Here is an 18,894-nt window from a genome sequence, read left to right on the forward strand (position 1 = left end):
ACTCTCCTCATTCATCGGATTATTCTCCGGTGAGATCCATTTATTCTTCGGTAAAACCACATGATTATAAGAGCTGGGCGCTAAAATCCGGCAAATTTTGGCTGTATATTGATCAATTCGCTTCTAAGATGTACGAAAAAGTGAGTTGTTACAAGTGGCAACAAACGTGATACGGAATGGTCATTTATTCTTCGGTTGGCGTCATTTATTTTAAGGAAAGTCACTATTTTATTTGTTTGGTTAGATTGCGGCTCCTTAATCAATTTAATATACAGCATTATTACACACACTAATTAACCATTATGAATGCACGGCAAGCTGTATTTTCAGCTATTTTCTCTTTTGTTCTATTTATTTCATTAGAACTTTTGCTTAGGATTGTATTTTACTTTTATGGTTATCCATTCATTAAGCCGGGAGACTATTTGTACACTGGGTTTTATCCCATTATAAAAGAGTTGGTAGGGAAGAATGTGCTTAGCGACGACGACATTCATGATGTTCTTATTCTGGGCGGTTCAGTAGTGAGCACGCCATGGTCCCATATGGAAACACGCCTTGACACCATCCTGCAAAAGAAATACGGCAAAATGGAAAAGTTTGCTTTCTACAACGCAGCCGTTGCAGGACATACTTCACTGGATAATCTAATCAAATACAGATTGTTAAACGGAAGTCGGTTTGATTTGGTAATCTATTATGAAGCAATCAATGAGAATCGTGCTAATTGTATTCCCCCAGAAGATTTCCGTATTGATTATAGCCATATAAAATGGTATAAAAATATTTATCGACTTCAAAACCATCCAGAAATAAATTACACCATTATTCCATATGCATGTGATTTAATAATGAGTGCAATATTAGACTTAGTGCTTCAAAGAACTTACGCCAGCCAGGAAGAGGTGGAGCCGGAATTCGTCAAGTATGGTAGCAACATCAAAACTGTCAAGGCATACGAAAGAAATGTGAGTGGGATCATTGCATTAGCTAAGAAGAGGCAGGACAAACTGCTGTTAATGAAGTACGCCTCGTATTTTCCCCAAGGAATTAAGCTCACAGGGGCGAAGGAAGACATGACCTACTACGCAGGATGCAATTACGCCTCTCCCGTGTCTATCTGGGGTGATGCGCAGAATGTTAAAAAGGGTATTTTCATGCATAATCAGATTTTAACCCGACTAGCCAGAAAGAATCAGACGCATTTTTTTGATATGGCTGCAAAAATGCCTCAGGAGGCGCGCTTCTTCTGCGACGTGTGTCATGTCAGTGAGCCCGGCGCACAAAACTTTGCCAATAAACTGGCAGAATATATCGTTGATGCTAAGTTGTTAGAATAAGCATAACGCCTGGCAGGGGCCGTATTTTGAATATGTCGGCTCCAATTTAACTTGGCAAACTTCGATCTAACTTACATTTCAATAAACCTTCATCATCACAAGCCCGGCCGTAATGAGCACCGCAGCTGCGATCCGCATTGCATTAATGGGCTCGCCGAGTACGAAAGTCCCGATGAGGAATGCACCGACGGCACCAATTCCTGTCCAAACCGTGTAGGCTGTGCTGAGGGGCAGCGTTCGCATTGCCAAAGCAAGCAAGCCGAAGCTGGCGATCATTGCAACGATAGTAATTAATGTGGGGACGGGACGGGTGAAGCCTTCCGATTGTTTCATAAAATAGGCCCAAACAACCTCCAAAAGGCCGGCAGAGACCAAATAAATCCAGGACATGACATTGACCTCTTAGGTCGGGTCGTCCCGAATCAGTTCCCACTACGGGGGAGGTCGTCCTCCTTTTTGCAATGATCTGTTGAAGATCTGCCTGGCGAAGATAGCATTTTATAATCCTTTGAAAAGACAGGTGTAAACGAAAGTTGCATAGATTTATGTCAAATGATATTTTGGCAAATCATTCCTAAACACCTTAACGCTCAACCTCAATGGATAACAAGCATGTGGATGCCGTGGCTAATGCTGCGGATGATATTCCATTTTCCCAATTCAAACAATCGGCCCCGCTCATGACGCGGCGTGAAATGCTCGGAATAACCGGCATGGCTGGCTTGGCAGCATTGACGGGCACTTCTACCGCCGCGATTTCGCAGACTGCCCGGCCTCGTATCGCCTGCCTCATAACATATTGGGGCGCCACCAGATCGCATGCCGACTGGATTGTAACAAAGCTTTTGGATGGATATTGGTGGCAGGGCGCTCACACTCCTTCGCGTGTGGAAGTGGTTTCTGTTTACATTCACCAGTTGGAAACAAGCGGACTGGGCCAAAAGATATGCAAATCAAAAAACATTCCGATTTTTAAAACGGTTGGTGAAGCCGTCACGCTTGGCGGAAAGGAACTTGCGGTGGATGGTGTAGTAATCGTCGCAGAACACGGTGAATATCCGACCAATCTCAAAGGGCAGTGGCTCCTGCCGCGCTGGTGGATTTATGAGAAAGTGATCCGCGTTTTTGAGCAAAGCAAGCGCTCGGTGCCCGTTTTTAATGATAAGCATCTATCATATAATTGGGACGAAGCCAAGTGGATGTTTGACAAATCCCGTGAACTGAACTTTCCTTTGACGGGTGGTTCTTCCATTCCAACCTTTTTCCGCAAGCCAGAAATAGAACTCGACATCGATACGCCGATAAAAACATCGATCGTGGTCGGCGGTGCGCCGGATGAGGGTGCACTTTTCCATTGTGTAGATGTGCTGCAAGCCTTTGTTGAACGCAGAAAGGGAGGTGAAACGGGCGTCAGATCGGTGCAGTGCATTCGGGGACCTGAAACCTGGAAGTGGACCGAACAAAATCCCTGGGCCGGAAAGCTCCTGGAAGCCGTGCGGACAAGTTTTGACCTGAAAGCCGGACACTTTCAAGCGATTGAAAAGCCAAACGTCTGCATTGTCGAGTATAATGATGGAACGAAAGCGGCAATATATTCCGCCCAGGGCGTAGGGTGGACTTACGCTGCCGAAATCGAGGGACAAAAAGACCCAACTGTCATTTCAATGCTCGGCTGGCCTGGCCCATTTGATCAATATCACGCTTCGAACTCCCAGCCGCATTGGATTACTGAAATGATGGTGACCAAGAAAGAACCATTCAATGCCGAGCGGCTCCTGCTGTCCACAGGCATTGTGGCTTATGATATGGAATCAAACTGGGAAAATGGTCATTATTCCGACATCGGTCGTCGCATTGAAACGCCGTTCATGAACATGAAATATCGCTCTACGCGCGGAGCTCAATTCAGTAGGGGCGAGCGCCCGCCGAAGACGCCTTATTTGCGGGGGTTTGATGAGTAATTTTGAATGAGCGGGCGCCGGTGCGCTGAATGATTGAATGATTGAATGATTGAATGATTGAATGACGGAATGAACGGACACCGTTGCGCTTAGTTTGGTGGATGATACATCTGCAACAAATTGATTTTTAATTTATCAAGAAAAATGAAACGAAGAGATGTTTTTAGGAGCTTAATACTTCTGCCGGTGACGGGGAATATTTTATCAAAACAACTTTATACAGCCACTCCTTTAATAAAAAGTAAATCAATGCCTGACCTGCATCGCGATGCATTTGTCATGGACGGGCATACGCATGTGATGAGCCGCGAGCTGATGTTCAAAACCGATATCGGACAGCGTTATCCGGATGGGACCGTTGATCTGCCCAGGGCAAAGGAAGGCGGATTGGACGCCATGTTCTTTTCGGTTTACACGCCTGAAAATTATTATCCCGGAAGGTTTGAGATCAAAAATACTTTCCGTGTGGTCAATCTTGCATTGGATCAGATCAGGAAGAATCAAGCAATGATCGAGCTGGCGCTGACGGCTTCTGACATTGAACGCATCAATAAAAAAGGCAAAATTGCGGCTTTCCTTGATTTGGAAGGCGGTTATGACCTCCATGGCGACCTTGACTTGCTGCGTGCGCTTTACAAACTAGGCTTACGCTCCATGCAGCTGACCGCGCACAGCACAACAAACGCATTTATCGACGCCTGCAATGATGTCTACACCTGGGGCGGCATTAATGATCACGGAAAGGCGGTGATAAAGGAAATGAATGATCTCGGCATGGTTATCAATGTGGCCCACGCTTCCAACGACGCCATTATTCAGTCAGCTGCCGCCAGCCGGCACCCGGTAATTTATAGTCATGGAGGTTTTCATAAAATCGTTGATCATCCCCGCTGCATCACGGATGAAGCTGCAAAAGCCATCGCCTCGAAAGGCGGCGTTATCGGCGTCCATTTTGGCAGCCTTTTCAACAATCCGAAATATTGGGCTTGGCAGAGACCCAATAATCCAATCAGGGTGCAGCCCAATCCGCAACCCAAAACGCCACGGATTTTTGCTTCTCACGTCACCACGCAGACCATTGAAGAGGTTGATAAAGAATTTGCGCGCGAGCTTCCCTTTACTTTCAAAGGAACCATCCCGGAAGAATATTGGATGCACGTGGACCAGCTGGCTAGGGTGATCGATTATGGCGTGAACCTGGTGGGCGAAGATCACATTGCCCTGGGCTCCGATTTGGACGGCGGCCCCGAACTTCCGCACGAGATCAAGGACATAAGCGATTTTCCGCAAATAACCATCGCCATGCAAAAGCTGGGTTACAGTGATCAGCGAATTAAAAAAATACTCGGCCTGAACTGGCTCCGTGTAATCCGGGAGGTTACTGAGGGAAAATGATGTATCATATTAGAAAAAATGCCCGCTAACCATTAGTCAGCGGGCATTTTGCCTTTGTATCAAACAATGAATCACTTTTTAGCTTCCTTGACCGCCTTTATTGGGAAATCTCCGTATTGAGATGAAATGATTCCCGTCAGCGTGTCGCCTTTTTGCATTAAACTATATTTGAAAACACCAGCCTGGGATTCTGTTGAAAAAACCACTTTACCCTGATCAACCGTCAAATCCTTCATTTCCTGCTTTTCGGTGTCGCCTACATAACCCGTCGTTTTGTTGTCTTTTTGCTCAAAAGTAAAGAATCCGGACTCATATTCCGGCGGCACGTCACTGATCAGATATTTCCATGTTCCTACAATGTCGTCGGCTGTAACCGCCTTTTTGGCTGCAATGGAGAAGAAACCAACTGCAATAATCATGAGGATGTAATACTTTGTTTTCATCGTAAATCGAAAGGTTAGAAGTTTGAAAGCAATGATGTATGATTTACAAATTAGTATAAATTCAATTCAGGTGCAAAAAATGCGCAGAAAAGTCCTATCGGGTCGTGTTTTCCAGCACGATCACGGATGGACTCTCGAGAAGCCATTTTTTGCCCAATCCGGTGGTGTCGCCTTGCGGGAGAAAATAGACAAACGAGCCGAGCACAAGATCCACGTCGCCGTCTGCATCCATATCACCTGCATCTATTGCCACCCATCTTCCATTCGTTGCCTGCGGAAATGAATAATCGTCAAATTTCAGGTTTCCTTTATTGTTCAAATAAACAAAGCTCTCCTCCGGATAGCGCACGTAATCCGGGAAAAAGGAGATCGCGGCAATGTCCAGATCTCCGTCCAGATCATAATCCCGCATCATTGCTTTGTAAGCCCCATTTAATTGGTAAAAATAGGTTTGCTTGAAGTTTGCTTTTCCATCATTTTGAAAAATATAAACGCCGTGATAATTCTTTAAAACCGGCGTTTTGTCCGCATTGTCCCCGCATACATATACAATGTCGTCAAAGCCATCCTTATTAAAATCGGCCAGTTCAATGTATTGAGAGCCATTAAGCGGCAAAAAAGTGAGTAATCGCTTCTCTTCAAAGTTACCCGATCCCTTGTTTTCGTAAAGAAAAACACCTTCATCGCCCTGTGCCATGAGCACGTAAATATCAGGCAGGCCATCACTGTTCGCGTCCTTGATTATTGCCGTAATTGCGCCGGGTTTGTCGCGTAAAATCCTTTTGTCATAACCGCCCCGCCCATTGTTTTGAAACCAGGCTAATTGTCCGGTTTCGTTGCCAAATTCACAGGCTACAACATCGTCGAACCCATCTTTATTCAAATCTCCATAAGCCATTGACACTGGGCGCCGCAGGTTCGAAATGGCGATATCACCCAGTTTAAACTTGTTTTCAGGGCCATTTTTTATCAATCGCTGCATTGCGCCATGGGGTGCGTCCGTGGGGAAAATTCCTTTGCCGGCAGTGATCAGATAAGCCTCATTGGCTTTTTCATAAAATTGAACGGGCGTGGATTCAAGCGGGATACTATAATTTTCTTTAAGGTCGGGAGTAAGCAATGTCAAAATGTGTTGTCGCGGTTTTGAATCACTGAACGCAATGCCTCGGTTATCGGGAAGAATCTTGACCATTGTCGTCAATGCCGGACGATGGGAAAACGCCGTTTCGCGATATTTGAAATGCTTTAAACCAATGTGGATTCGGCTTTTGCGAAGGGGAGGGGCAATGGTGTCGGGGGCCAGGCTCAGATAGTATCTTTGTATTTTGTCCCAATCCGCTTTTGCCAAAACCGGCGCCTCGGGAAAGATGTTCGCATTACGCACAATGTCGCCGCTAATGCCCGGATCAAACAAGCTGTCAGGCCTGAACCCACCTGCATATACGCCCATCCGGTGTCCCATCGCCGAAAGCACATTTTTCCAACCGGCCTTGGTCAACATTTCGGGCTCAACAAACGCATGGCAACGGCTGCAATGCGCTAACGAAAGTTCCTTCCCGGAAAGTCCCGAAGCAGGCGGTTCCTGAAATTCGATTTTATCATTTTGCTTTTTTTCAGCACAGTCAACGAAGAGGGAAACGAAAAGGCTGAGTAGGAGGAGTTGTCTCATACACGAAGAACAACTTATTTTTTAATTTCCCAAAGCAAAGTTCTGATTTCAATGTTCTAAACACTTTTGAACAACTCGCAGAAAGTGTCACAGGAAAATCATGCGAAATTCAGTCATCGTAAGCCACCTCCAACCGCAATGCGTGTAACCCGCTAATGCCTTGCAGATCTTCCAATTCGAGATCTTCCATTGCTGGCGTGAGCGCATTGGAATCTTGCAAATAATGGATAAATGGCAGGTAATCTTCGATGTCTTTTTTGTTGAAAAATATCAAAGCAATTTTGTCTGGCTGGGTCAGCCGTTCATTGGTATTGCGAATGTGAACTTTGTCAATTCGTTTTTTAATGATTTGATAACGAATGTTATAGGCTCCTTCCACGTCAAATTTCCGCTCATCGGCACGAAAGCTGATGTCGATCATGTGGTTGTGGACAAAAATCAGTTGCGTAGTTGCAAGCGGTCGTGGCATTGCCGACATGAGTGAACGCGTGAGCCGCGCAATGGCGATCATGGACGAAAGTTGCCATAACCGGACGTTTTTAAGGTGAAAATGATTGAATGGTTTTGCGGGACTAATGGATTGACCAATGTAAATGTCATACTCCACGCCATCGGTTCTGAATTTTTCGAAATAACAAGGAAAGGGTTGTTGCAGCCTGTCCTTTTCAGACTCGAAATAGTTGTTTACCGCATCGGTGATCATGTTCATGGAAAGTTCGAAAGCGCTCCGGTTGCGGAAAATAGCGCCCGTTTCGGGCTGCGTTGCATTCAAATATTCATTGATAATGTTGCTCGTTTCCGGCTGCTGCTCACTCAAATGCATCAAGTAATCCTTGCTTTCATTTCCTAAAAAATGGTTCAGGTTATTCTCTCCTGCATTGTTCCATGCTCCCGATTCAAGCGTCTGCTGCCACTTTTTGCAAGTGAAAGTCAGTTCCTGCATGAGCGAAGAATTATCCCAGGATTGTAATGCAGCGAACGCAGCACCAAGCAATTCCAGCTGAAAAGCCAGATCTTTGGCGGTGGCAGCATTCCTTTCCAGCGTGGAATTGCGGATATCAATGGCGCCATAAAGCGGGTAAACCTGTTTGAAGCAGATCGGTTCTGTTTCCCGCGGCAGGTTTTTCTTTTTCTTGTGCAAATGATGCCAGGCCGCCTCGTTGAATTTCCACTGGACAGCAGGCTGGATCGAAGTAAACTTTTCTTTGATAATGTTCTCCAATTCCAGGTTGAACTCATCAATATAAATCTGTAAAAGTTGCCCAATCGGCTCAAATGCTGGTTCTAGCATGGATAAAGTCTTTTCGTCAAAAACCTCTTCCTGCCACGTGTGCATGCACAAAACGCCCACGGGAGTTTCGTCGAAAAATACGGGAAGCAAGGCAAGCGAACGAACGCCTTCTTTTCTGAATGGCCCCAAAAAGGCAATCTGCATTTCCTTTTCGCCACCGATATCCGGCGAATAAAAAGAAATCGGCTTGGCGGCATAACCTTCTGCCTGCTTCGAAAATGCCTCCGGCGTCAGCCGATCCTGGCCCCAAACCCGGAACATAATGCCCGTTCCCGCAGTTTCGTAGCCATAAACAGCCCGTTTGTTGACCCGCACAAAAGGAAACATATCGAATTCAATGCGATTGTTCCTTACGAGTGTTTTCAGCGAATGAATGATGTTGTGATAGCGCTCCGCTTCCTGGCCCGGAATGCGGTTCAGTCTCACTTTTCGGATATTTTCGACAGCCATTTTGCTCGTCACGTCCGACACATTGAGCACCGAAAAGCCACGAAACTTGAACGATGTCAGCGGAAGCACATTTTCCAGCACCAAGTGACCATTCTCCTCGCTGAACCGCGCGTAAAGTTCGGTGAAATCGAGTGCAGGCAATTCGCCTTTTGGGGTGATCTCTACAAAATCGGTGTTTACAAAAACCTCAAAATAGCGCATTAGTCCCGTCTCAGGATTGATCCAGGCGTAATATTGCTCGATTTTCGCCGGCACTTTAAAATTATAAAGCCGCTGCATGATCAATGTGTAAATGACATGCAGCCGTTCTTTGAAAAAATCCCCGGGCGACCTCTTATTAATAAACTGATCGGCATCAAGCGGTTTTTGCGCAATCATTTCATAAAGCAGATCCGTCCCGTAAAAAACTTTGGGATACAATGGAACGCTCAGTCCCCAAACATGCTGTATTTCAGGCAGCAAGACTGGTGAGAGGCAGGCATAAATGTGTTCGAAAAAGCCGTCATATTGCTCGATATCTTGAAGCGGAATGTCGTTTTCGGGAATGTTATGCTGCCGGAAATAATCGAGGGTTTGGTGATAAAAGGCCGCTTTGAGCGTGGTTTCTTCCGCTGCGCGCCGTTCGACAAAGCGTATAAAGGGCATAAAAGAAACAGCAGCGTCAACCGACAGCCCCAGAGATTGAAACCCGGAAACATCCTGAATCTTTACTTTCATGTTGTTTAGGCGCCACTAAATGAACCACTTATCACTTAATTACCTAAAAATAAGACATCCACATGAAAAGTTAAGCACTTTCTTATTTTGGGGCACATCAATGGGCATGTGCTTGACTACCAGAATTTTGGCCTGTCTGTTGTGCCGCCCTGCACACGGCAGTCTGCACAGCTTTGGGGGGTGCCGAGCACAAATTCGCTGCGCATGCCGGCATAGGACAGCATGAGCGCGGTTGTTTCCAGTCCGCATTGATAATTGCTTATCGGCTTACAAACCACGTCGAATGTGTCTGCGGGCATACACGTTGCATATTTTCCAAGACGCGGCGTAATGGTGAGTCGCTTGGTTTCCTCGGTGGAAGCGCTGAAATAGCCAAAAACGAGTTCTTTGTTGTTGGCAGTATTTTTAATGTTGCCCGTCACTTGTGACGGTTGTGGATCGAACAGACTTCCGGTTCCCTGTGTCGTTTTTGAAAGTGTTGTCCAATATTCGAATGCAGCACGCGACAAGCCATATTGCCTGACGAGAACACTGTATTTGATAAAAAGCTTGTTTGTGGAAACGGGCACGCGGAAAATGGGCAGATCTTTGATGACATCACTGGAAAGCTTCACCGTGGTGCCTAATAAAATGCTTCCGGATCGCTGGCTGCCCCAGCATTGGTTAATGTCTTTTGTGCGGGTAACGTACTTTTTATCGATTACTTCAATGTAAGAATTATAAGCTGCGCGATATTCCCAGGTCTCCTCAAATTTCCATCGGTAAAACTGCGTCTTGCCATGCGCGTCGTGCGCATTGACGTAAAAAACCATTGCATCCTGGAAGCTGTCGAATTTCGTGGTAACACTGTCGATCGGAGGCGTGAGGCTAACGGTCACATATTCGGATAAATATTCCTTTCCGTCCTGCGTTTTTACGCGGAGGCGATATTTTCCGGCCATGCTATATTGTTTGGGAGAAAGTGTGTAAAGGCCTGACCGGGTTTCGGAAAAATCATACTTTTCCCCCGATTCAGCTTCTACGGAGATTGAAGCGCCTGTTTCAATCGTCGGCTTGGCGTTGTCATTTACATTCTGTGTTCTGCTTAGTTCTATCCGGCTCGTATCTTGTCCGACATTCAAAAAGCCATCCACAACCAGATAATTTTCTGGCGAATTGACCTCAGGAGGAGAAAAAGGCTCAATGCAGCCCTCCATCAAAAACAGCGAAATACAAGAAAACAACTTAAGTAAACGATATCTCATCTAATCTTTTCTTACTAAGATCTGAAATTGCAATTAAATCACGAAGCAATCCTAACAAAATTATCGCCGAATGGTTACTTAAATGTGTGAGTGACGCCATTCTCCAACTCACTTCCCCATCCATTTCTTGAAATCGTTCGTTTTTTCGCGGCTTACGATTGCTTCTTTGTCGAAGATGGGTTTCAATGTCAGGGCCAGGCGGTTGTTGTAGTAGGGCTGGATCTGGGTTACGGATTGGTGGGTAATGATGAGGCCGCGGTTGATTCTGAAAAAACGGTCGGGGTCAAGGAAAAGCTCCATTTCGTCCATTCGGTAATCGACCACGAACTTTTGTCCCTGGTGATTTTTGAAAAAACTCACACCGTCTTCAATAAAGAAATACGCGATTTCTGAAATTTCAACCGAAAGCATTCTTGCGCCTTGCTTTACCAAAAAGCGCTTGCGGTAATCGGTCACCGGCTGCTGCAATTGAAGATTTTTCAGAATGCTTTCCAAATTGGCGGAAAGCGCCGGAACTTCTGCATTGCGCTGATTACCAGTGAGATCATAATATTTTCGAATGCTGCGTTGCAAATCTTCCTGCTGAACAGGTTTGAGCAAATAATCAATGCTGTTGACCTTGAAAGCCTGCAATGCATATTCGTCGTAGGAAGTCGTGAAAATCACAGTGCTCCGAATCGCGACGCGGTTGAAAATTTCAAAGCTTTGACCATCAGCCAATTCAATGTCCAGGAAGATGATATCGGGCTCAGCTTCGCCTTGTGCGCGGTTTTCGGAAATCCACTCCACGGTTGCGGCAATGCTGGGCGTGATGCCTTTGATTACAAATTCGGGCGCGGTTTCTTCGAGCAACTTGGTGAGCTTGCGAACGGCCAGCTTCTCGTCTTCAACGATTAAAATGTTCATTGGTTTTCAGATTTTTGTGTCAGCAGCGGCAGTAAAACGGTGAAATAATCGGCATTCAGGTCTATCACCGGTTGCCGGTCAGAGAGCAGTTTGTATTTGGCTTCAATGTTGGCAAGGCCGAGTTTGGTAGACTTCACACGCGTTGATTTTTCAAGTAAGTTGTTACGCACTTCCAGCTGATCATTTCCAATTGACCTGATCTCGATCAAAAGCGGGTTTTTTTCCAGAATCGTGTTGTGCTTCACGGCGTTCTCGACCAATAATTGCAACGTAAGCGGCGGCACATAACTGTTTAATGCTGTTTCACTAACATTGATAACAAGCTCCAAACCAGTGTCATAGCGCGTTCGGAGCAGGTGATAATAGGATTTTATGAATTTGATTTCGGTTGATAAGGTTGTGAGTTCATCCTGATTGGTTTGCAAGAGATAGCGATACACTTTTGCCATTTCATCGACAAACTGCTCGGCGCGCGCAGGTTCATCATTGATCAGCGCCGACAGCGTGTTCAGGCTGTTAAACAAAAAATGCGGATTAACCTGACTTTTCAGACTTTGCAGCTGCCCTTGTAACCCTGCCTTTTTGAGCGCTTCCTTATTGGTCTTGATCTCCTTCCATTTGCCGAGCGAATAATTGGCTTCATACAAGCAAGTCAGAAGCAAAATGGCCAGCAATTCAAACAAATACACATTGACCATTTTGCCGAAATTCAATTGTGCATTCAATGGTCTGAAATGAATGATAATCAATGCGTAAACCGTCACGTAAACGCCAGTAAGCACGCAAAATGACAAAGCAGTAAATCCCGCCCTTTTGAATGAAGAGTGGATGGAAGGATATTTTTGGGCAATGTATTGAGCCGCCCAATCGTGCGGAATGAAGGCGAGCACAGTCATCAGCAAAATCATTAATGTTCCCAAAACGAAATTGGAAACACTGTCAAAATAGGGATCGCCGATGAGCAAGTAACTGATTGTGGGCACAAACCAAGGAACCAGCAGGACAAACATCCACCTGCCAAAGAGGCTGAGCCAGATTAACTGGCCTATCGACTGGAATTTGTAATGCGGCATCATGTGTAAATCAAGGGCAAAAGCACTGTAAATTCTGAATTCTCTTCTTTGATTTGAATGGTTCCGGCTTGGTTAAAAAGCATTTTGTAACGTGACATCAATGTGGCGAGTCCGCCATTGGTTGTGAAAGGCGTTCGCACAGTGCGTTTTTGTAAATTATTACGCACTTCCAGCTGACCCGTTGCTGTGGTTCGAATTTGGATTAGCAATGGGTGATCTGCCGCTATAATGTTGTGGCGGATCGCATTGTCAATGAGCGTTTGCAGCGTCAGCGGGGCCATTTGTCCGGTCAAATACAAGTCAGCAACCTGAATGGAAATGCTGATGCCGTTTTCAAAACGCGTTTCCAGCAAATAAATGTAGGAGCGAATGTAACGAAGTTCCGCATCCAATGTCACCATGCTCATTTCCCGGTCGGGACCATTGACGCTCAGCAAATAGCGGTAAACCTTTGACATTTCGTCCACGAACTTTTCGGCAATGGCCGGTGACTCGGAGATCAGCACGGATAATGAATTGAGACAATTGAACAAAAAATGGGGGTTAACCTGCTGTTTTACAACTTCCAGCTCCGACAAAAGCTGTTTCTGCTCCATTTGCTGCAACTCATCCTGATTGGTTTTCCATTGCATAAATGCATAAGCAAGCTCGGTCAATCCCGCGCCAATGAGCGAAGCCGCGAGCAATGTGAACACAGACCAGAGCACGCGTTCGCGCTGCATTGAAAATCCGAAAAGCCCCATTTTATCATAAGCAAAAAGCACAACGAACAGGATGATTACATTGACGATTGCGTAAAGTATAAACCAGAAAATGACCCTGAGCACGGATTGGTGCGTGTCGGGATAAATTTTAGCAATATAAATGGCAATGATCTGGTTAATGTGATTCGCTATGAGGCAGAGGATCAGGTTAATGAAGCTTCCTCCGAGGAACACTTTCATATCGGAAAAATAAATGCTTCCCCACATCAGGTAACCAACCACCGGAACGAGCCACGGAAGGACCAGCACGAGGATGAAGAAGTTGAGACGGTTTTTACGCATCGCATCAAAATACTTCTCAAAAAAGCTGAACCGGAGCTGCATCATAGTGAAGGGCAAAAATAGCAATGTGTCAATCTCAGTTGAAATCCTGCATCATCGAATTGTGATTAAAAGCATTTAAAATGTCGGAATTCGCAGCTTAACCGGCTTTTGCTGACTTTAATCGCTTGTTTTTGACAACTCAGCGGAAGCTGATTACAGGTCATCCCCCAAAAAGTGTGTTACAGATACCAAAACTGACAATACGGATAAAATTTGTTTCCTATCGCAACCAATTCAGGTCAAATTTGTGTCACCCTAATTGAAGGGCATAGCCAAGAACTTAAATATATCCTTTTATCTATTAAGCCATGAAAACAACTTTAATTAACCCATTCTCCTGGGCAGTAAAACCTTTTAATGACGAAACTCCTCATTTGATCGCAGTCCATAACAATGGGAAGATTACGTGGGTTGAGGCGCGTGACATTACACATCTGGAAGGAGAGGGGAATTACACGTACATTCACACACGTCAGGGCAAAAAGCACTTGGTTTCCAAGACTCTAAAAGTGGTGACGGAGATTTTGCGGGTCGATTTTATCCGGATCCACAAGTCGTATATTGTTAACCCAATGCATGTTACAGCGCAATTAGAGCCAGACAAACTTTTGCTGAGCTGCGGCAGAAAAGTGCCCATAGCAAGAAGAAGGATGCGGGAGATCCAGGAGCTGGTCGCAGGAGAATATCTCGCCGCAGGCTGATTGAGATTAAGAAAAGGGATTGGATTAATGAAGATCTGATCCCTTTTTACTTAAAATAACGTCGGGCATGAATATTTAATGATTTCAAGAATCAATAAATGTGAACCGATCTTAAAATGGCTAAGAAAGCAAAAGCAGGCAGCAAGAAGAAAAATAAATTAGGTGTAAAAAACTCGTTGGTCAACAACATCAACGCCCGCAAGAAAAAGGGAATTTCAAAACCCAAAAGCAAAAAGACAGTCAGTAAGAAGTCCTACACAAAGATGAAGAAGAACTGGGGGAAGGGTAAGAAAACGCGGAAATAGCCTCACGAAACTACATTCTTCGTTTCGCCATTTTTAAAGCTTTCCAGATTATCGGCCACCATGGTGAGCAATCTTTTTCGGGCTTCGAAACTTGCCCAGGCTACGTGTGGCGTGATGATGCAGTTGGGTGCAGAGAGGAGTGGATTGTCCGGCTTGGGTGGTTCGGTTGAAAGGACATCGAGTCCGGCTCCTGCAATGATGCCGTTCTTCAACGCATCTGCAAGGTCGGCTTCATTGATCAGCGGGCCGCGGCCTGTATTGAGGAGCAATGCATTTCGTTTCATTCTGGCAAGCCGTTCTTGATTGACGATCTCTTTTGTTTCATCGGTTAATGGGCAATGCAGGCTGACTACATCGCTTTTTTCAAAAACATCTTCCAAAGAAACCATCTCAATTCCCTGCATAGGAGTCGGATGCTTTCTGTAAGCAATGACTTTAATGCCAAATGCCAGCGCAATTTGAGCCACTTGCGAGCCAATGTCGCCCAGTCCGATGAGCCCCATTGTTTTGCCTGCCAGTTCAGTTAATGGCGTTTTCCAGTAACAAAAATCCTGCGACGCGATCCATTCTCCTGCATAAACGCTTTGGCTATGCAGTTCGGCATGGTTGACAAGCGACAGCAGCAATGCGAATGTCTGCTGCGCCACTGAGGCTGGGCCGTAAGCTTTTACATTGGTGACAGTGATATTGTGTTTCCGGGCAGCAGCAATGTCAATGTTGTTAAAGCCAGTCGCCATCACCCCGATGTATTTGACATTCGGCAGCTGATCCAATATCGCCTCCGTCAGCACGACTTTATTCACAAGCAACGCTTCCGCATCCTTCGCACGCTCCACAATTTCCTCCGCAGCAGAGCGATCATAAATTGTAACATTGCCCAGCTCATGGATCGGCGCCCAATCAAGGTCACCCGGATTTAATGTATAGCCGTCAAGGATTGTGATGTTCACTTAGTGGTTGATTTATAATAAATTATTGTTTGAATTTTGAAATTACATAACATCAACTTTGAAATTACATAAGCTTGACTTTGAAATTACATAAAAAAATCCTCCCAGGTTCAAGACTTGGAAGGATTGATTTTTTGAGATTGTGCTTGCTAATTTTTTGGATCGGTGCTGATTTTTCCGGCGCCGGCTCCTTGCATTTGCATTGGGTTTGGCGCTTTTTTCTGTTGTTGCTGCTTGAAGATCTGGAATCTTGTCGGCGCTGCAACGCGGGGGAACGAATTGTTTTCCGTGTCAATGTCAGCGATTTGCTGATAAGGATCTAATGTCCATTGAACAACTTTCTTCTTGGTCGTTACAACTTTGTTGATCTGCGCATCATTGAAGCGCCAAATTTCTGCTGGGAATACGGCCACAGAATCCGTGCCGTCTTCAAAGCCCATTTTCACGATCACCGGCATTGGAAGTCCGCCTTTGTTCTTGATTGAAATGGTGTAGAAATTCGTGTTTTCCTGAATAAGCTGACGCTCGCTTTCCGAAAGTGATGCCAAATATTGCTCGTATTTCTGCTTGTCTGCTTCTGTAACTTTGAACGGATCATAGCGGTTGTAGAAGTCGGCCATTGTAGAATCCTGTGCAACCACAGTTTCTCCTTTCGTCTTGGCATCCTGCATTTTACTCATTGTTTCCAGCTTCCGCGCTGCTTCCTTGCGGGCGATTTCTTTTTCAATGGCTGGGTTTTGCGTATCGACACTAAACCAATCTACGCTTACAAGATCCTGATCCACAGGCTCTACTCCGTAAAACCAGCCTTTCCAAAACCAGTCTAAATCAACACCGGAAGCATCTTCCATGGTGCGAAAGAAGTCGGCTGGGGAAGGGCTTTTGAACTTCCAGCGCGTTGCGTATTCTTTGAATGCATGGTCAAAAAGCTCGCGGCCCATCACTGTTTCACGGAGAATGTTCAATGCAGTTGCTGGCTTGGCATAAGCATTGGGTCCAAGTCCGATCACATTCTCGGCTGATGCCATGATTGGCGTCAAAACAGATTTGTCAGACGACATGTAATCGGTGATCTGGTTGGGTTCACCGCGGCGGGTCGGGAAGTTGAAATCCCATTCTTTTTCAGCAAGATATTGGCAGAATGTGTTCAAACCTTCGTCCATCCATGCCCATTGACGTTCGTCTGAGTTGACGATCATCGGGAAGAAATTGTGTCCAACTTCATGAATAATCACACCGATCATGCCATATTTCACTGCTTCACTGTAAGTTCCGTCTTCTTCCGGACGGCCGCCGTTGAAACTGATCATTGGATATTCCATTCCGCCGCCAGCCACTGAGTGACAAGAAATGGCAACCGGATAAGGATATTCAAATGTGCGTGAACCGTAGGATTTCAATGTGTGGGCAACTGCTCTTGTCGAATATTGCTCCCAGAGCGGATTGCCTTCTTTTGGATAAATGGACATGCACCAGATCTTGCGGCCGCTTTTGTAAACATCACTTTGCATGGCGTCCCAAATGAACTTCCGGCTGCTCGCAAAGGCAAAGTCACGCACATTGTCTGCTTTGTAAATCCACGTTTTCTTGCCTGGGCTCTTGTTTTCGCGCTTTTCAGCTTTTTCAGCTTCTGCCTGCGTCACGATCAAAACGGGCGTTTTGGAAGTTTCAGCTTGTTTCAAACGCTGCTTCTGGGTTGCGGTAAGCACTTGCGCATAATTCTGGCATTCGCCGCTGGCTGCAACGACGTGGTCGGCAGGGGCGGTGATGGCGACTTTGTAATTTCCGAAAATCAATGCGAATTCACCTTGTCCCAAAAACTGCTTGTGGTTCCAGCCATTGACATCATCATAAGGCGCGAGGCGTGGAAACCAATGTGCGATGAAATAGTTTGCATTGCCGTCTTTTGGAAAAAACTCATAACCGCTGCGACCATAATATTCAGTAACGTAATAACTCCAGTCTACACCAAAAACGAAGCTCGTTCCTGGTTTCATGGTGATAGGCAGATCAATGCGCATCATGGTTCCATTGACGGTGTAAGGCAATGCTTTTCCCGCTTTGTCTTTTACAGCGCCGATTTTATAACCATATTCGACTTTCGGGTCCAATGCCGATCCTCTGCCGTTATTGAGCGCTTGCAATGCTGTGGTGCTCATGCCTTTTTCACTGATAGAGCCGGTTCTGGAAGTTGCGCCAATTGCGTCTTTTTTGAAGAGGTTTTGATCCAATTGCAGCCAGATGTATTTCAGATCATCCGGAGAATTGTTGAAAAAAGTGATTGTTTCAGACCCGATGATGCGTCGGTTGTCATCGTCAAGCTCAACTTTGATGTCGTAATCGGCACGCTGCTGCCAGTATTCACGACCCGGCGCTCCGGATGCTGCGCGGGTGGAGTTTGGCGTTGGTAACATTGTCCCCATTTGTTCAAAACGATCGTTCGCTTTGTAATTGGGATTAACAGGCATTTGCTGCGCCATGGCGGACACGGCAAAAAGTAACATTAGTAACGGGAGAAGTGTTTTTTTCATATTAGTAGGTTATTGGAATAATGCATTACGATTTTTAAGTCAGCAGGCTTTGAAGAAATTCGTTGTTAATAATAATAGATAAAGACATTCCGACGATAATCCCGGAAACAATGTGAATCCAGCTGATCCTTTGCACACGAAGCAATTCGATCACGACGAAGGCAATGGAGAGAATGATAAAAACAATGATCAGCTGACCCAGTTCCAGCCCGACATTGAATCCCAGCAAGGGATTAAAAATTTCAGCTTCTTTGCCCAATAAGGTCCTCAGATAATTGGAAAAACCCAAACCATGGATTAACCCGAAGAACAATGCAAGCGGATAGCGAACTTTGGACGCCTTTTCGCGATGGCCGAGATAAACTTTCGGGACTTTATAAAAAAAGTTGAGAACAGCCGTGATGATAATGGTGATCGGAATCAAAAGCTCAATCCAGTCGGGATTAACGCGCACAAATCCGAGCGTTGCAAGCGCCAATGTAATGGAATGTCCGATGGTGAAGGCAGTAACCAGAACGATCACCTTTTTCCAGTCAATCAATGTATAAACCGTGCAAAGCGCCATGATAAATAGGATATGGTCATAGCCATAGGAATCGGTAATGTGGTTAAAACCCAATTGTAGGTAAGCCTGGAACTCGGACATTAAATCGTTTTAAATGGATATGCTCTTGTCAATATACTTGTCAAGACAAAAAAATGAATCCGAATATATTCTATTCGTCTCATTATTACAATAGAAGTGCTTACACTAAGATTCGCAGCCGCCGTTGAAGAAACCCTGAAGCAAGAAAAAGACCGGAAGCATTTGCCTCCGGCCTTTCGAAATT

General features: G+C 45.4%; 16 protein-coding genes. 5 read left to right on the forward strand and 11 right to left on the reverse strand.

The window, feature by feature from the left end; all coding sequences use genetic code 11:
- Positions 1–302: 302 nt before the first annotated feature.
- Positions 303–1,340: a hypothetical protein gene (locus LZG73_RS19245; RefSeq protein ID WP_233853571.1), complete on the forward strand. Its 1,038-nt coding sequence runs from the start codon at positions 303–305 to the stop codon at positions 1,338–1,340.
- A gap of 78 nt (positions 1,341–1,418) precedes the next feature.
- Here LZG73_RS19245 and LZG73_RS19250 read toward each other — a convergent pair whose 3' ends face one another.
- Positions 1,419–1,730 carry a multidrug efflux SMR transporter gene (locus tag LZG73_RS19250; protein ID WP_233853573.1) on the reverse strand — a complete coding sequence of 104 codons (312 nt, stop codon included), beginning with the start codon at positions 1,728–1,730 and terminating at the stop codon, positions 1,419–1,421.
- A 209-nt stretch (positions 1,731–1,939) separates the two neighbouring features.
- Here LZG73_RS19250 and LZG73_RS19255 point away from each other — a divergent pair, with 209 nt between their 5' ends.
- Complete coding sequence (locus LZG73_RS19255; protein ID WP_233853575.1) at positions 1,940–3,301, forward strand: hypothetical protein; 1,362 nt, start codon at positions 1,940–1,942, stop codon at positions 3,299–3,301.
- A gap of 249 nt (positions 3,302–3,550) precedes the next feature.
- Positions 3,551–4,696, forward strand: a complete 1,146-nt coding sequence (locus LZG73_RS19260) for a dipeptidase (protein WP_233853577.1) — start codon at positions 3,551–3,553, stop codon at positions 4,694–4,696.
- Positions 4,697–4,767: 71 nt separating this feature from the next.
- On the opposite strand, the gene LZG73_RS19265 is transcribed toward LZG73_RS19260, so the two are convergent.
- From LZG73_RS19265 to LZG73_RS19295, 7 genes are all read right to left on the reverse strand, one after another.
- Positions 4,768–5,139, reverse strand: a complete 372-nt coding sequence (locus LZG73_RS19265; protein ID WP_233853579.1) for a hypothetical protein — start codon at positions 5,137–5,139, stop codon at positions 4,768–4,770.
- A 94-nt stretch (positions 5,140–5,233) separates the two neighbouring features.
- Entirely contained in the window at positions 5,234–6,808 is a 1,575-nt protein-coding gene (locus tag LZG73_RS19270; protein ID WP_233853581.1) for a VCBS repeat-containing protein, read from the reverse strand.
- A 109-nt stretch (positions 6,809–6,917) separates the two neighbouring features.
- On the reverse strand, positions 6,918–9,266 hold the full coding sequence (locus tag LZG73_RS19275; protein ID WP_233853582.1) for a GAF domain-containing protein: 2,349 nt from the start codon (positions 9,264–9,266) through the stop codon (positions 6,918–6,920).
- A 116-nt stretch (positions 9,267–9,382) separates the two neighbouring features.
- Positions 9,383–10,510, reverse strand: coding sequence for a DUF4249 domain-containing protein (locus LZG73_RS19280; protein WP_233853583.1), 1,128 nt, complete (start codon positions 10,508–10,510; stop codon positions 9,383–9,385).
- A 108-nt stretch (positions 10,511–10,618) separates the two neighbouring features.
- Positions 10,619–11,416 (reverse strand): LytTR family DNA-binding domain-containing protein, encoded by a 798-nt coding sequence (locus tag LZG73_RS19285; RefSeq protein WP_233853586.1) that lies wholly within the window; start codon positions 11,414–11,416, stop codon positions 10,619–10,621.
- A complete protein-coding gene (locus LZG73_RS19290; RefSeq protein WP_233853590.1) occupies positions 11,413–12,492 on the reverse strand; it encodes a sensor histidine kinase in 1,080 nt (359 codons plus the stop codon). Before LZG73_RS19290 ends, LZG73_RS19285 begins: the two co-directional genes overlap by 4 nt.
- On the reverse strand, positions 12,489–13,580 hold the full coding sequence (locus tag LZG73_RS19295) for a sensor histidine kinase (RefSeq protein WP_233853591.1): 1,092 nt from the start codon (positions 13,578–13,580) through the stop codon (positions 12,489–12,491). The genes LZG73_RS19290 and LZG73_RS19295 overlap by 4 nt, the downstream gene beginning before the upstream one ends.
- A gap of 305 nt (positions 13,581–13,885) precedes the next feature.
- Between LZG73_RS19295 and LZG73_RS19300 the strand changes: the two genes are divergently transcribed.
- Together LZG73_RS19300 and LZG73_RS19305 are read left to right on the forward strand one after the other, a co-directional pair.
- Positions 13,886–14,278 (forward strand): LytTR family DNA-binding domain-containing protein, encoded by a 393-nt coding sequence (locus LZG73_RS19300; protein ID WP_233853592.1) that lies wholly within the window; start codon positions 13,886–13,888, stop codon positions 14,276–14,278.
- 116 nt (positions 14,279–14,394) lie between these two features.
- Positions 14,395–14,583 (forward strand): hypothetical protein, encoded by a 189-nt coding sequence (locus tag LZG73_RS19305; protein WP_233853593.1) that lies wholly within the window; start codon positions 14,395–14,397, stop codon positions 14,581–14,583.
- Between the two features lie 2 nt (positions 14,584–14,585).
- Here LZG73_RS19305 and LZG73_RS19310 read toward each other — a convergent pair whose 3' ends face one another.
- The 3 genes from LZG73_RS19310 to LZG73_RS19320 all read right to left on the reverse strand — a co-directional run bounded on the left by LZG73_RS19310 (position 14,586) and on the right by LZG73_RS19320 (position 18,710).
- On the reverse strand, positions 14,586–15,533 hold the full coding sequence (locus LZG73_RS19310; RefSeq protein WP_233853594.1) for a D-2-hydroxyacid dehydrogenase: 948 nt from the start codon (positions 15,531–15,533) through the stop codon (positions 14,586–14,588).
- Positions 15,534–15,682: 149 nt separating this feature from the next.
- Entirely contained in the window at positions 15,683–18,064 is a 2,382-nt protein-coding gene (locus LZG73_RS19315; protein ID WP_233853595.1) for a M1 family metallopeptidase, read from the reverse strand.
- A gap of 34 nt (positions 18,065–18,098) precedes the next feature.
- Positions 18,099–18,710 carry a HupE/UreJ family protein gene (locus LZG73_RS19320; protein WP_233853596.1) on the reverse strand — a complete coding sequence of 204 codons (612 nt, stop codon included), beginning with the start codon at positions 18,708–18,710 and terminating at the stop codon, positions 18,099–18,101.
- Between the last annotated feature and the right edge of the window lie 184 nt (positions 18,711–18,894).

The organism is Dyadobacter sp. CY326 (genome assembly GCF_021390515.1).
Classification (GTDB): Bacteria; Bacteroidota; Bacteroidia; order Cytophagales; family Spirosomataceae; genus Dyadobacter.